Raw genomic sequence first — 13560 nt, 5'->3', positions numbered from 1 at the left:
CAAGTACTCCGAATTACGTTGGCAGCAGTCTTGATTCGCATTCGAGGGGCATGAATAAGGGGTAGGTCACAACGTGACCGTGGCGCCCGGCCAATCGTACCGCCGTCACGCGGCGGACTGGAAACGTTGGAGTTGGAACCGGATCCGTTGGGGCATAATCGGTTTCCCTGATTCCGGCTAGGAAAGTCCCCGTCCGGCATGGGCCGGACGGGGACTATGTCCCGTGCGAGGTTGGCGGAGGCCGGAAGGCTATTTCTTCGGGGCGATCGACGGCTGGTTGATGGTGGTGAAGTACTGAGCGGCAGCGAGGATCGCGACCGGAGCGGTCACGAACAGCTGTCCTGCCAGGGTGCCGAGGAATCCGACCGTGGCCATGCCCGCGATGCAGCCGACAATGCCGGCTGGGAGTGCGCCGAACATCGCGGTCAGGGCACCGGTGACGGTCGCGCTGACGGCGCCGCCGACAACGCAGCCGAGTGCCGCGCCGCCGATGCCACCGACCAGAGTGCCGATCGTGGCCCCGGTGGAGATGGTGCTGGTCATGCGGTTCCAGGCAGCTTGCTCCCGGTCGTAATCGCTCTTGAACGGGGCCTGGTCCTCGTAGGGGAGTGCGACCGGCTGGTAGACGGCGTGGGCCTGGTCGAATTGCGGCGTCAGTGTCGCCGTGCGGTCCTTGATCTCCGCGGCGATCGGGAAGACGAAGTCGTCTACACGGAAAGTGAGCGGAGTGCCGGCCACGACCGCACCATTGGCGGCTTTGATTTTGAACGCACCGTCCTCGACCGCAAGCGAACCGGCATCGGTGTTGATAACCACGTTCTGCTCGGTGTTGGTGAAGGTGTAGTCGATGGCATTCGCGCTGGTGACCTCGGGCGCGGCATCAGCGTTGCCCGCGGCGCCCGCAGTGATTCCGATGGCGGCGATAAGCATTGCTGCGGTCGCGTTGAATTTCTTCGTCTGCATTTGGTTCGGTGTCCTCATCAGGTATATCCGCAGGGGGAACGGGTAGATCGAAACCGACCCCCGAGAACGCAGAGTTACCCACGGACCTTCCATCGGATGAACGACCGACAATGCGCGGCAGTCGAGTTCATTGCAGCACTATGGAGTTTATTGAGATCGCGTTAAGGGCCGAGGGCGCCGAGTCCGATCACGCCTGGCAACGTGGTCGCGCTACCGGGTGTCCGGCGACTACTGGGATCGCGGATAGCCGTACCGCAGTGACATTGATGAGCTGCGGGGTGAATACTGTTCCGGCCTAAGCGAATTTGTGACCGTGCCGCACCGAGTCTCTCGTTTGAAAGGCCGGAACCCGGTGAGGCGTTGTCCCGAGCGCACTGTGAGGAAAGGCATGAGGGCGGTGCTTTTGCGCGCGCAGACCATATCCTTCTGGTCTGTACCGGTCCGTGGAGGTTGGCCGTGGTGCCGTGATGAACGCATCCGAGTAGATGAAGGTTTGGGTATGGGCGCGAGTCTGATGATCGTCGAGGACGACGACCGGGTCCGTGGTGTGTTGCGGCTTGCGATGGAGGGGGAGGGATACGAAGTCGCCGAGGCCAGCCAGGCGGAACATGCCCTCGAGCACCTCCGCAGCCATGGTGCGCCCGATGTGATGATCGTCGACTTGATGCTCGGCGGCATGGACGGATTCACCTGTATCCGCGAGGTTCGCCGCGATTACGACGTGCCGATCATTGTGGTGAGCGCACGCGACAACACACACGATGTGGTGGCGGCGCTCGAGGTCGGGGCTGACGACTATGTGACGAAACCGTTCGAGATCAAGGAGATCACCGCCCGTATGCGGGCACTTCGTCGTCGCGCGGGATTGGCCGCGGTACGTGACGACGCGAGTCCGGAGGAAGCTCCCGTCACAGCGGACGAGGTGCTGTTGGACGCCGATCCGCGCGCGCCGTTGGTTCTGTCGCCGCGGGCCGGCACAGTGCGGCGCGGCAGCGAACGATTGCATCTCACGATCACCGAGTTCCGTCTGCTGTGTGAACTGGCTGCGGACCCGGGGCACGTCCTGAGTCGCGGGACCCTCCTCGAACGTGTCTGGGACCGAGGCTATTTCGGCGACGAACGCATCGTCGACGTCCATGTGCGCCGCCTGCGCACCAAGATCGAGCGGGATCCGTCGAATCCTCGCATCGTCGTGACGGTGCGCAGTCTCGGATATCGGATCGATGCACAGCGCTGAGATACGCGCCGCTGTTCTGCGCCGATTGCCGCGAAGTCTGCGGGCACGTGTGATTATCGCGTTCGCGCTGAGTTCGGGCTTGGTCGCGCTGCTGCTGGCGGTCTCGGTCTACTCCATCGGCCACCGCTATATGGAAAACCAGCGCATGCGCTCGGCGGACCGCGTGGCGCGGGCCTACAGCGACATGCTGCGACCGCTGGCGACCCGACCCGACCCCGCGGCCGCACTGGCGACGATGGAACCGCCGGATGGCACGATCCTGCTGGTCCGACGCGGAACCGATTGGTACGGTACCGATCCGGCGCTGGGCGCCGATCGTCTGCTGCCTGCGCCACTTATCGGCGATCCGATGCCCGGGATACAACGAGTGTCCGTCGCCGGGCAACCCTACTTTCGAGTCGGTCTGCGCTTGAGTCAGGGCAACGACATGATGTACGAGTTCAGCCCCATCGTGGAACTCGATTCGAGACTGCGGATGTTGCGGAATCTCCTGATAGTCAGCGCGCTGGCCGCAACGATGGTGGGCGCCGGATTGGGCGTGTGGGCCAGCCGCCGGGTGCTCAGCCCACTGCACCACGTCTCCGGGGCAGCGGCCCGAATCGCCTCGGGGGACCTCGAACTGCGACTCACGCGAACTCACGATCCCGACCTCGACACCACCGTCGATGCCTTCAATACCATGGTCGCCTCACTGCAGACGCGCATCGAGCGCGAGCGGCGTTTCGTCGGCGATATCAGCCACGAGCTGCGGACACCGCTGACCACGTTGATGACCAGCGTCGGAGTGATGAATCAGCACCTGGAGGAGCTGTCGCCGAGACCACGCCGCGCGCTCGGCTATCTCAGCGCCGAACTCGAGCACCTGCGCCGGCTCCTCGATGACATGCTGGAATTGGCGCGGGTGGAAGCCGGTGTGCACCGCGGAGACACCGAACCGCTGGCGGTCGGCGAACTCGTGACGCACACGCTCGCCGGGCGCCAGTACGCACCGGAGTTGCTGACGGTGGCGGTCGATGCGGTCATTCGCGGACGCAAGCTCGAGCTGGAACGGGCGATCGGCAATCTGCTCGACAACGCGGACCGGCACGGCGGAGGTGTGATCGGTGTTCGGGTCGCTCGTGCCGAATCGGAAGTGGTGATCACTGTCGACGACTCTGGGCCGGGCGTGCCGGCCGCGGAACGGGACCGCATATTCGAACGGTTCGCGACGGCACCGACAGTTCGCGGTTCCGATGCCGGCAGTGGCATCGGGCTGGCGCTGGTCGCGGAAACGGTTGCCGCGCATGATGGGCGAGTCGAATGCGAAGGACGACGGGGCGGGGGAGCGCGCTTCACGATTCGCTTGCCACGCATCGCACCGCCCGTCAATTGACACCGGGCTGCCGATCACTCGTATCCGATTATCACTTCGGTGTGTCCGGGCGGCGCGTACTCCGCCCGAACGATTCGTCACACAATTGCAGTTATCGTCATAATTGTAATATTTCCGCCCATGGTGCGTGGCGGGATATTGTTCACCTTCGTGTCATTCTATCGAGTGTCTACGGCAACCGGGTTGCTCTAATTTCGCTGAGGCGAAACAATTCCTGGAGGAATCGATGAATTTCAAGCGCAGCAGCATGGTGCTCGGTGCCGTTGTTACCGCGAGCGTGCTGACCTTGACCGCGTGTGGCAGTGACAACAACGCCACCACCACCGCCGGTGGCAGTGGTGTGAAAGCGGATGTGGGCTGTGGCGGGCAGAAGGCGTTGAAGGCCAGTGGTTCCTCGGCGCAGAAGAACGCGATGGATCGCTTTATCGCCGCCTATGAGCAGAACTGCGACGGGTACAGCCTCGACTACACCTCGAGCGGATCCGGTGCCGGTGTGAACGAATTCATCGGCGGCCAAACCAATTTCGGCGGCTCGGACTCTCCGCTGGACGCGAAGAAGGGCGAGCCCGACAAGGCGGCCGCGCACTGCGGTGCGCCGGCGTGGGATCTGCCGACCGTATTCGGCCCGATCGCGATCACCTTCAACCTCGGTGACGTCAAGGACCTGGTGCTCGACGGCCCGACTGCGGCCAAGATCTTCAACGGTGGCATCAAGACGTGGGATGACCCGGCGATCAAGGCGCTCAACCCGGGTGTCAACCTGCCGTCGGACGCCGTCACGGTGATCTACCGCAGCGACGAGTCGGGCACCTCCGACAACTTCCAGCTCTACCTCGACGCTGCCTCCAACGGTGCGTGGGGCAAGGGCGCCGGCAAGTCGTTCGTCGGCGGGGTCGGCGAGGGCGCCAAGGGCAACGAAGGCACCTCCGCCGCGATCAACAAGACCAAGGGCGCGATCACCTACAACGAGTGGTCCTTCGCTAAGGCACAGAACCTGAATATGGCCAAGATCGTCACCTCGGCCGGCCCGACTCCGGTTGCGCTGACCGTGGATTCGGCGCAAAAGGCCGTCGCGGGCGTGCAGGTCAAGGGCCAGGGCAACGACCTGGTGCTGGACACCAGCTCGTTCTACAAGCCCACCGCCCAGGGTGCGTACCCGATCATGTTGGCCACCTACGAGCTGGTCTGCTCGAAGTACAGCGACCCCGGCACCGCCACGGCCGTCAAGGCGTTCATGACCTCCGCGATCACCAACGGTCAGAGCGGTCTCGACCAGACCGGCTACATCCCGATTCCGGATGCGTTCAAGACCAAGCTGACCACGGCGATCAACGCCATCTCGTGACCTGCTCACGCTGATCGACCAAGCCCGAAGACCACCGTGACCCGGCGAATTACGCGGGCCACGGTGGTGCTTTTTCGCGACGGTCGATGTGACAAATCTGGTCATGGGCGACCTGCCGACGTCGCAGTAGGGTGGGCGTGTGCTGCCGGGCCAGGTCACGGCGTCGGTTCGAGTGATCGAGAGGAACAATCTGGTGGTTCTGGCATATCTTCCGAGTCCGTCCCAAGGTGTGTGGTGGCTCGGCCCGTTTCCGGTGCGCGCCTATGCGCTATGCATTCTGGCCGGAATCATGGCGGCGATCTGGCTGACCCGCCGCCGCTGGGCCGCGCGCGGGGGCGACCCGGAGGACATCCTCGACATCGCGCTGTGGGCGGTGCCGTTCGGTGTTGCGGGCGGCCGGATTTATCACGTAATCACCGATCCTGAACTGTATTTCGGACCGGGCCGCGATCCGATCCACGCCCTCTACATCTGGGACGGCGGACTGGGCATCTGGGGTGCGGTCGTGCTTGGCGGGGTCGGCGCGTGGATCGGCTGCCGGCGGCGCGGTATCAATGTCTGGGATCTGGGCGATGCCGTCGCTCCCGGCCTCGCGCTCGCGCAAGGGATCGGCCGCTGGGGCAACTATTTCAACCAGGAGCTGTTCGGAGACCCCAGCGGGCTGCCGTGGGCGCTACACATCGACGAGGCTCATCGCCCCGCCGACACCACTTCGATCGCGTTGTATCACCCCACGTTTTTGTACGAGTCGCTCTGGGACATCGGCGTCGCCTTGCTGTTGCTCTGGATCGACAAGCACCGCAAGCTTTCTCGTGGTCGGCTGTGCGCGATATACGTCGCCGCCTACACCCTCGGCCGTGCGGGTGTGGAGGCATTGCGCGTCGACCACGCCAACCATCTGTTCGGACTGCGGCTCAACGACTGGACATCGCTCATCGTGTTCATCGCCGCGCTCGTGGTCCTGTTGCGCCCCTCCTCATCTCGCAGAGGCCAGGACGCCTCACCGACTCTCGAAACAGTGCCAGCGGAGATTCTCGGCGAGGCGAACGGCGACCGGTGAGCTCTGTGCGATCTCGAACAGCCGCCGCTCTGGGGAGAGCGCCTAGCTGTGCCTGCTCATGACCGCTGATATCGCTGATCGCACGGGTCGCCACAGATAGGGAACGCTTGAGGTTGCGGACACGCTGGGGCGCAAGCGGTTCCTTACGATTTGGGAGTTGCTGACGATCAACAACCTGCAGGGTTCGGATTGCGCTCCGTAGGAGCCTGGTTCGGCAGGTGAATGTAGAAGCTGTCCGGATATCTAGAGCGTCGCGAGTTGGAGCGCCAGTTTGCGCACTGGCGCCGCGGGGGATGCTTCCGTGGGCTCGAGTTGATCGCCGAGCAGGTCCGTGACGTCGAGGCGTTAATAGCCATTGCCGAGCTCGTCCGCCGTCACAGCACTGCCCCGCGCCGGGCGGGCGATCTGGAAAGGTTCCTCGAGCACGACCTTGCGACCCTGAATCGGGTGTTCGAGCAGGTGAAAGGCGACGGGATCGTCAGTTGAGCGGCGGGATCGTAGCGGTGACCTTGCGTGCCACATGTACCGATATGTCGTGCCGATCAAATGCCGAGAACGCCAGTCACGCCCGCGCTGATCGTTGGACCCCTGTGCGGCCCGGCCCAGCGAAAACCGTTGCGTATCATCGTTTCCGCGCCGCCACACCACGCTAGAGGCGGGCGACCGACTTCTCACGCAACAGGGTGTTTGACGGCGGGAGTCCACGTCGTTGGGGGCGTCCGGCTGGCGTGTGCGGTGGGCGTGCCGCCCACGCACTTCGGGAGACAAGGTCCAGGCAGACTTCAGCGTTACCTGCCGCGTCGAGCGACGATCCGTGCTGACAAGAAGGGATCGGCCATGATCGACTTGCTGCGGATTGTGCCCACGACCGAGGGCTCTGGGCCAGGATTGGTTCTATGACCGAACCGTGCACCGGACAGATGAACGTATTTCTTCCGAAGGCGATGACACCAGCCGGACTCGATGCCGCGATCCGTCTCAACGTCGAGGCTGCCCTGGCCCGTACCTGGCAGCAGCTGGTCATCATCGAACGTGGCCTCGCTCAGGAGAGTTCACCCGGGGTCCTGCGCTGGCCGGTGACTTATACCGTGGAGGGAACTCGTCGACCGGCCTGACTTCGCCAGGCTTCTCGGCTGGGAGTTCTGTTGTCGGTCAGGCTCTTCCGGACTATCAGGCAGGAAGGAACCGCTGAGCGAATGTGGTTGCGAGCCAAGGTTTGCGGCCCCATGTCAGCACCTGGCCGGCGAGTGTGTGGGCTTTCATTGCCCGATGCGGCCGTAGTTCAGCAGCAGTGCGGTGACCGGGTCGGTGCTGATATGGACGTCGACCCGGTTCACGGTTGTCGAGCGGGAGTCGTGCGTTGAGCGCCCGGGCACCGTCCTTGGTGAGCGGGCCGGAGACCGTCGCATGGACCTCGTCACCGCGATCGGTGACGGTGGACGCGGAATCGATCGTGTAGGTCGCGCAGTGGCGCTCCCGCCGACCGCCCGTCGAGTCACGCGTGAGGGCCCCGCCGGAGGAGACCCGGCGGGCCGCGCCGAGTTCACGGCGCGCTGCCACGGCGAGTTGAGCCGACCAGCTCGATTCGGAGATCGGCGGGATCATCGATCGAACGAGACAGAAGGGAATTCACCAAATCATCCAGTTGGGCGCGAGATTCCGCTTTGCCGGATGGGTGGTGGGTGAGGTGTGGTGATCGGTTGGCGGGGGCCACGACGACATGCCCACGCCAGCCGACGACTGGGCGCCCACCGCCCACCGCTACGACGCGAACTCGGCACGCAGACAACCGATTACGCTAGTCCGGCACGCGCCGGTCGATCACCGCGCTCGAGCGGTCACAGAGGACGGCGTGAGCGCAACGGGTGCTCCGGATCGCCGTCCGTACCCGATCCCGAGCCTCACGCGTAATCCCGGTTGTAGCCGGTTCCAGCGCGGTGTCGAGCGGGGCGCTCACCGGCAGCAACATCCCGAAATCGTTACGGCCAGGCAGATCGACCACACCCGCACCGGTTAAGCGCCGTACGCCATGGTGGTCACGGAGACCCTCGCTGTGGTTATCGAATGGAATTGCTTCTGATGCAACAGCTGTGAGCGATTCGACCATGCCGGAGACTGCCTGACCAAACTAGCGTTTCGTAGCCCGCTGCAGCTTGCCGACGCATCGCTCAATTTGCTTGGCCTGCCTCCGGGCACCACCGTGCGGTGGGTTCGCATCGCCAAACGCGACTGGCATACCTACCTCGCCGAACGTCGCACTGCCTGAAATCAGTGGCCACTGCGCAATTCGTTCAGTGGCCGGTCGGGTGACCGCCAGAGCCCGCAGGCATGACGGGACGTCTGAGGTTTGACTCCGATGTCACTGTTCATCAATTTCTGAATACAGATTCTGATGTATTGTCATAGTCGTGGACACCCTCCTGCATCGCGGCGCGCTGGCTCGCTTCGGGCATGCGTTGTCGGATCCGACCCGCACCCAGATCCTGCTGAGCTTGCGTCAGGCACCGAGCTATCCCTCCGATCTGGCCGGGCAGATCGGAGTCTCCCGTCAGATCTTGTCCAATCATCTTGCGTGCCTGCGCGGTTGCGGCCTGGTGGTGGCCGTTCCCGAGGGACGCCGGTCACGCTATGAGCTGGCCGACGCGCGGATCGGGCGGGCATTGGAAGATCTGACCGGGCTGGTGCTGGCTGTCGATCCGGCGTGCTGCTCCGACTCCGATACCGAGGGGTGCTGCTGATGTCGCAATCTCTGGGGATGCCGCCGCTGTCGTCGGCGGTGACACTGCAGAGTCCGTCGCGTCAACGGCGAGCGCTGTTGGCGCGCCGGATTCGCTGGCTGGTCGCGGCGACGATCTCCTACAACGTGATCGAAGCGATCATCGCATTGAGCGAGGGCGCGCGCGTGTCCTCGACCGCCCTGATCGGTTTCGGCTTGGATTCGGTCATCGAGGTGTCGTCTGCGGCAGCGGTCGCCTGGCAGTTCGCCGCCCGGGACCCGGAAAAGCGGGAGAAGGTCGCGCTGCGGATCATCGCGTTCTCGTTCTTCGCGCTGGCCGCCTACGTCAGTATCGACGCGATCCGCGGGCTACTGGGTGTCGGTGAGGCCAAGCACTCCACAATCGGTATCACATTGGCGGCAGTGAGCTTGGCAGTCATGCCGGTGCTGTCGTGGGCACAACGCCGGGCAGGGCGCGAACTCGGATCAGCTTCTGCGGTAGCCGATTCCAAACAAACCTTGCTGTGCACCTACCTGTCGGCGGTGCTACTGGTCGGGTTGCTGCTCAACACTCTGTTCGGCTGGTCGTGGGCAGACTCGATCGCCGCCCTGATCATCGCGATCATCGCGGTCAGGGAAGGTGTCAACGCCTGGCACGGCGACACCTGCTGCCCACCTCCAGCTGCTCGTAGCGCCGGTAAGCAAGCCGCTGATCACGACTGCGAATGCTGCGACTGAACAACCGATCATCGGTGCGGGCTTCCCGGCTGCACCGACCGTACCTTCGGTGCGAAGTGGTGAATCCGGTGTTGCAGTCGGTACCCAGGTACAGGTTTACCGTTGGTCTATGACGATCAATCTTGCCTCCGGTGATTGGGTGCCGGACTCGTGCACGCTGCCCACCGCGCAGCAGCCGATCCGGGTGGCGGAGTTCGATCAATTCCTCGCCAGCGCGGTACAGCGGATCGAACGCCCCACCCCCACGCGGCTGGATCTGAAGCTGGAACCGGGCTCGGAAACCATCGGCCGAGGTCTGGCGGCAAGGGAAACGCAGTGCTGCTCGTTCTTCACGTTCACCTTCGAACCCGTCACCGGCGGCTCGCTCATGCACATCGACGTCCCGCTCGCCCACGTGGAAGTTCTCGACGCCCTGCAAAACCAGGCTGGCACCGCCGCCGGACACAGCTCATGAGTCCGGGTCTGCGCACCGGCGCGGTTGCCGCCGCGGCGGGGGTGAACATCCAGACCTTGCGCTACTACGAGCGCCGGGGCCTGCTGGCCGAACCGAACCGGTCCTTGGGCGGACACCGGCTCTATCCTGCGCACACCGTTACCGTGTTGCGCGTCATCAAGGCCGCGCAACGTCTCGGGTTCACCCTCGAAGAAGTCGCGGACCTGCTCGAGGTCACCCGAAGCCGCCGACGCCGCCCGGCCGCCGGCCTGCGCGAGCGGGCCACCACCAAGCTCGCCGAAGTCGATGCCAGACTCGCCGAGCTCACCACCGTGCGCGATACCCTGCGCGCCGCGCTGGCCGCCGGATGTGAGGATCTGCTCATATGCAGCGAACAGTCCTGCTGCCCTATACCTTTCGACGGCGACATCGGGGCCGCTTCGGTACCAGGCGACGCCTGTGGCTGCTGAGCAGATCACACGTCGTCGCACCTCGACCGCGGTTTCGTAGGGTCGTCCACTATGACTGTGCTGCGCTCGATCATGTTGTTCGCGCTCGCCGCTGTCGCCGAAATCGGCGGGGCCTGGCTGGTATGGCAAGGGGTGCGTGAACATCGCGGCTGGGCCTGGATCGGTGCAGGCATCATCGCTTTGGGCCTGTACGGGTTCGTCGCCACCCTGCAACCCAACGCAGATTTCGGGCGCATCCTCGCCGCCTACGGCGGCGTGTTCGTCGCCGGTTCGCTGATCTGGGGCATGGTCTTCGATGGCTTCCGACCCGACCGCTGGGACCTCACCGGCGCGCTCGTCTGCCTGGCCGGCGTAGCGATCATCATGTACGCACCGCACAGCTCATAAATGTGGCACACGAGCGCCGGAGCGCGGTGTCGAAACCACATGCTCGACCATCGGCAACAGCGGATGGTTGGCGGAGCCTAGCTACCTGCCGGGTAGCAGTTCGGTGATGAGTTCTTCGACGCGCTTGCGGATTTCGTCGCGGATAGGGCGGACGGCGTCGAGACCCTGGCCGGCGGGGTCGTCGAGCTTCCAGTCGCGGTAGTCGACGCCCGGAAAGTAGGGGCAGGCATCGCCGCAGCCCATGGTGATGACGACTGTGGAGGTTTGCACCGTGTCGGGTGTCAGGATCTTGGGTTGCTGGTTGGTGATGTCGATGCCGAGTTCGGCCATCGCCAGCACGGCGGCGGGGTTGATGGTGTCGGCGGGTGCGGTTCCGGCGGAGCGTACTTCGATGGCGTCACCGGCGAGTTGAGTCAGGAAGCCTTGGGCCATTTGGGAGCGTCCTGCGTTGTGGACGCAGACGAACAGCACAGACGGTGTCGTATTCATTGTCCCAGCACTTCTTTCGCGGTGGCAGCTGTGGGGGCGGGCGTTGTTGTGCGGAATCGCGGGCGCAGGGTCAGCGATACGTAGACCAGGCCGACGAGGACCGGGACTTCGATGAGTGGTCCGACGACGCCGGCGAGTGCTTGTCCGGAGGTGGCGCCGTAGGTGGCGATCGCGACAGCGATGGCGAGTTCGAAGTTGTTTCCCGCCGCGGTGAACGCCAGTGTGGTGGTGCGCTCGTACCCGAGACCCATCACCGCGCCCAGCAGGTACCCGCCGCCCCACATGATCGCGAAGTAGGCCAGCAGTGGGAGCGCGATCCGCACCACGTCCACGGGGTGGGAGGTGATCTGTTTGCCTTGCAGGGCAAACAGAATGACGATTGTGAACAGCAAGCCGTAGAGCGCCCACGGTCCGATACGGGGCAGGAAGGTGCCCTCGTACCAGTCGCGGCCCTTCGCTCGTTCGCCGAGGCGGCGGGTCAGAAACCCTGCCAGCAAAGGGATTCCGAGGAAGATCAGCACCGATTTCGCGATCTGCCACGGCGAGGTGCTGATGGTGGTTTGTGCCAGCCCGAGCCAGCCAGGCAGGACCGAGAGGTAGAACCAGCCCAGCACCGCGAACATGATGACCTGGAACACCGAGTTCAGGGCGACCAGCACGGCGGCGGCTTCGCGGTCCCCGCAGGCGAGGTCGTTCCAGATGATGACCATTGCGATGCAGCGTGCCAGGCCGACGATGATCAGTCCGGTCCGGTACTCGGGCAGATCCGCCAGGAAGATCCACGCCAGCGCGAACATCAGCGCCGGGCCCAGGACCCAGTTCAGCAGCAGCGACCCCAGCAGCAGCCGCCGGTCGCCGGTGACGGTGTCGAGGCGGTCGTAGCGCACCTTCGCCAGCACCGGGTACATCATGATCAGCAACCCGATCGCGATGGGCAGGGAGATTCCGTCGATCTGCACCGCGCTCAACGCATCCCCGAGCCCGGGGATCAACCGGTCCAGCAGCAGTCCGGCGAGCATCGCGACGCCGATCCAGACCGGCAGGAACCGATCCAGGGTCGAGAGCTTGCCGACCACACCGGGCTGCTGGCTGCTCGTGGTCACGCGTGCACCTCCGCGGTGTCGCTGTGCATCAGCAGCACCTGCGAAAGGTGTTGCAGCGCTTGCGGAACGACCTTGTAGTACACCCAGGAGGCGCGGCGTTCACTGGTGAGCAGCCCGGCTTCGCGCAGCACCTTGAGGTGGTGGGAGATGGTGGGCTGGCCGACGTCGAAACCCTCGGACAGGTCGCACACGCAGGCTTCGCCGCCGCTGCGGCTGGCCACCACCGACAACAGCCGCAACCGCACCGGGTCGGACAGGGCTTTGAACGCTGCCGCCAGATCCCCGGCTGCTACCGGGGTCAAGGGGCGGCGCACGACGGAGGTGACCTCACACGCTGGTGAGGTCACCTCCGTGAGCGGCAATTCTCGATTCGACACCCGTCGATATTGATGGATATCGAACCCGAAGGCAAACGAACACCCGGTGAACGAACTCACCCGGCCGAGCCCCGGCCTGATTATCGCGGCTTGGTGGCCTTGACGATCGCCGAGTGCATGCCCGGGGCCACCTTGTGCGTTGCGGTGATCTCGATACCGGTGAAACCGGCCGCGGACAGGCCCGCCTCGTATTCGGTGAAGGTCAGCGCCCCGGCGATACAGCCGACATGGTTCCCGCGTTCGAGGCGATCCTGCGGTGTGAGGTGATCGTCGGCGACGACGTCGGTGACGCCGAACCGGCCGCCGGGCCGCAGGACCCGGAAGGCTTGCGCGAACACCGCCGGTTTGTCGACCGACAGATTGATCACGCAGTTGGAGATCACCACATCCACCGACCCCGCAGGCAAAGGGATGGCTTCGATGGTGCCTCGGAGGAACTCGACATTGGTGGCACCCGCCTCACGCCGATTGCCTTCGGCGAGCGCGAGCATCTCCTCGGTCATATCGAGCCCGTAAGCCTTGCCGGTCGAGCCGACCCGGCGTGCGGACAGCAGCACGTCCAGGCCCGCACCCGATCCCAGATCCAGGACCACATCCCCGATCGACAGGTCCGCCACCGCCAGGGGGTTGCCGCACCCGAGGCTCGCGGCGACGGCGTCGGCGGGAATGGTTTCCTGCTCGGTCGCCGAGTACTGGCGGGCGCCGAAACCGGCGTCGTCGAAACGCACCTCACCGGTGCCGCAGCTTGCCGGTGCGCAACCGCCGTCGTCGGAGATCTGCGCGGTGTCGGCGAATTGTGTTGCCGCTGAGGCATACCGCGCGCGTACTGCCTCGAGCATCTGTTCCGGGTCGGAATCCATGGCTATCTCC

Annotated in this window: 17 protein-coding genes; 11 read left to right on the top strand and 6 right to left on the bottom strand. The window is 64.6% G+C overall.

The genetic code is table 11. The features are described from left to right. Positions 1–249: 249 nt before the first annotated feature. The gene (locus OG716_RS24000) at positions 250–963 is read right to left on the bottom strand and encodes a hypothetical protein (protein ID WP_405133012.1); all 714 of its coding nucleotides are present in this window, start codon (positions 961–963) and stop codon (positions 250–252) included. 499 nt (positions 964–1462) lie between these two features. Here OG716_RS24000 and OG716_RS23995 point away from each other — a divergent pair, with 499 nt between their 5' ends. The 6 genes from OG716_RS23995 to OG716_RS23970 all read left to right on the top strand — a co-directional run bounded on the left by OG716_RS23995 (position 1463) and on the right by OG716_RS23970 (position 7092). Then, positions 1463–2200 carry a response regulator gene (locus tag OG716_RS23995; protein ID WP_405139871.1) on the top strand — a complete coding sequence of 246 codons (738 nt, stop codon included), beginning with the start codon at positions 1463–1465 and terminating at the stop codon, positions 2198–2200. 49 nt (positions 2201–2249) lie between these two features. Further along, positions 2250–3572 (top strand): sensor histidine kinase, encoded by a 1323-nt coding sequence (locus OG716_RS23990; protein WP_405133011.1) that lies wholly within the window; start codon positions 2250–2252, stop codon positions 3570–3572. 226 nt (positions 3573–3798) lie between these two features. Further along, on the top strand, positions 3799–4917 hold the full coding sequence (gene pstS / locus OG716_RS23985; RefSeq protein ID WP_405133010.1) for a phosphate ABC transporter substrate-binding protein PstS: 1119 nt from the start codon (positions 3799–3801) through the stop codon (positions 4915–4917). Between the two features lie 193 nt (positions 4918–5110). After that, complete coding sequence (lgt, locus tag OG716_RS23980) at positions 5111–5977, top strand: prolipoprotein diacylglyceryl transferase (protein ID WP_405133009.1); 867 nt, start codon at positions 5111–5113, stop codon at positions 5975–5977. Between the two features lie 258 nt (positions 5978–6235). Next, a complete protein-coding gene (locus OG716_RS23975; RefSeq protein WP_405133008.1) occupies positions 6236–6463 on the top strand; it encodes a hypothetical protein in 228 nt (75 codons plus the stop codon). Positions 6464–6873: 410 nt separating this feature from the next. Next, positions 6874–7092 (top strand): hypothetical protein, encoded by a 219-nt coding sequence (locus tag OG716_RS23970; RefSeq protein WP_405133007.1) that lies wholly within the window; start codon positions 6874–6876, stop codon positions 7090–7092. A gap of 55 nt (positions 7093–7147) precedes the next feature. Here the strand turns inward: OG716_RS23970 and OG716_RS23965 are convergent, their stop codons facing one another. Further along, entirely contained in the window at positions 7148–7582 is a 435-nt protein-coding gene (locus OG716_RS23965; RefSeq protein ID WP_405133006.1) for a hypothetical protein, read from the bottom strand. Between the two features lie 803 nt (positions 7583–8385). Here OG716_RS23965 and OG716_RS23960 point away from each other — a divergent pair. The 5 genes from OG716_RS23960 (at position 8386) to OG716_RS23940 (ending at position 10721) form a co-directional block, all read left to right on the top strand. Beyond that, on the top strand, positions 8386–8715 hold the full coding sequence (locus OG716_RS23960; RefSeq protein ID WP_405133005.1) for an ArsR/SmtB family transcription factor: 330 nt from the start codon (positions 8386–8388) through the stop codon (positions 8713–8715). After that, positions 8715–9431, top strand: coding sequence for a cation transporter (locus tag OG716_RS23955; RefSeq protein WP_405133004.1), 717 nt, complete (start codon positions 8715–8717; stop codon positions 9429–9431). Before OG716_RS23960 ends, OG716_RS23955 begins: the two co-directional genes overlap by 1 nt. Positions 9432–9540: 109 nt before the next feature. Then, positions 9541–9885, top strand: a complete 345-nt coding sequence (locus OG716_RS23950; protein ID WP_405133003.1) for a hypothetical protein — start codon at positions 9541–9543, stop codon at positions 9883–9885. Then, positions 9882–10334 (top strand): MerR family transcriptional regulator, encoded by a 453-nt coding sequence (locus OG716_RS23945; protein ID WP_405133002.1) that lies wholly within the window; start codon positions 9882–9884, stop codon positions 10332–10334. Before OG716_RS23950 ends, OG716_RS23945 begins: the two co-directional genes overlap by 4 nt. 51 nt (positions 10335–10385) lie before the next feature. Then, entirely contained in the window at positions 10386–10721 is a 336-nt protein-coding gene (locus OG716_RS23940; RefSeq protein ID WP_405133001.1) for a YnfA family protein, read from the top strand. A gap of 81 nt (positions 10722–10802) precedes the next feature. Here the strand turns inward: OG716_RS23940 and OG716_RS23935 are convergent, their stop codons facing one another. The 4 genes from OG716_RS23935 to arsM all read right to left on the bottom strand — a co-directional run bounded on the left by OG716_RS23935 (position 10803) and on the right by arsM (position 13550). After that, entirely contained in the window at positions 10803–11210 is a 408-nt protein-coding gene (locus tag OG716_RS23935) for an arsenate reductase ArsC (protein ID WP_405133000.1), read from the bottom strand. After that, positions 11207–12313, bottom strand: coding sequence for an ACR3 family arsenite efflux transporter (gene arsB / locus OG716_RS23930; RefSeq protein ID WP_405132999.1), 1107 nt, complete (start codon positions 12311–12313; stop codon positions 11207–11209). Before arsB ends, OG716_RS23935 begins: the two co-directional genes overlap by 4 nt. Further along, complete coding sequence (locus OG716_RS23925; RefSeq protein WP_405132998.1) at positions 12310–12690, bottom strand: ArsR/SmtB family transcription factor; 381 nt, start codon at positions 12688–12690, stop codon at positions 12310–12312. Before OG716_RS23925 ends, arsB begins: the two co-directional genes overlap by 4 nt. An 80-nt stretch (positions 12691–12770) precedes the next feature. Next, positions 12771–13550, bottom strand: a complete 780-nt coding sequence (gene arsM / locus OG716_RS23920) for an arsenite methyltransferase (RefSeq protein WP_405132997.1) — start codon at positions 13548–13550, stop codon at positions 12771–12773. Positions 13551–13560: the final 10 nt, after the last annotated feature.

The organism is Nocardia sp. NBC_01388 (assembly GCF_045040085.1).
Lineage (GTDB): Bacteria > Actinomycetota > Actinomycetes > Mycobacteriales > Mycobacteriaceae > Nocardia.
The sequence above is the reverse complement of the archived record's forward strand: the minus strand, read 5'-3'. Positions and strand labels throughout refer to the sequence as shown.

Bases quoted from the DNA above. Each gene is read 5' to 3' on its own strand.
- OG716_RS23945 (WP_405133002.1), top strand. From the start codon at position 9,882: ATGAGTCCGGGTCTGCGCACCGGCGCGGTTGCCGCCGCGGCGGGGGTG.
- OG716_RS23940 (WP_405133001.1), top strand. From the start codon at position 10,386: ATGACTGTGCTGCGCTCGATCATGTTGTTCGCGCTCGCCGCTGTCGCC.
- OG716_RS23955 (WP_405133004.1), top strand. From the start codon at position 8,715: ATGTCGCAATCTCTGGGGATGCCGCCGCTGTCGTCGGCGGTGACACTG.
- arsM (WP_405132997.1), bottom strand. From the start codon at position 13,550: ATGGATTCCGACCCGGAACAGATGCTCGAGGCAGTACGCGCGCGGTAT.
- OG716_RS23970 (WP_405133007.1), top strand. From the start codon at position 6,874: ATGACCGAACCGTGCACCGGACAGATGAACGTATTTCTTCCGAAGGCG.
- OG716_RS23965 (WP_405133006.1), bottom strand. From the start codon at position 7,582: ATGATCCCGCCGATCTCCGAATCGAGCTGGTCGGCTCAACTCGCCGTG.
- OG716_RS23935 (WP_405133000.1), bottom strand. From the start codon at position 11,210: ATGAATACGACACCGTCTGTGCTGTTCGTCTGCGTCCACAACGCAGGA.
- pstS (WP_405133010.1), top strand. From the start codon at position 3,799: ATGAATTTCAAGCGCAGCAGCATGGTGCTCGGTGCCGTTGTTACCGCG.
- OG716_RS23950 (WP_405133003.1), top strand. From the start codon at position 9,541: ATGACGATCAATCTTGCCTCCGGTGATTGGGTGCCGGACTCGTGCACG.
- OG716_RS24000 (WP_405133012.1), bottom strand. From the start codon at position 963: ATGCAGACGAAGAAATTCAACGCGACCGCAGCAATGCTTATCGCCGCC.
- OG716_RS23995 (WP_405139871.1), top strand. From the start codon at position 1,463: ATGGGCGCGAGTCTGATGATCGTCGAGGACGACGACCGGGTCCGTGGT.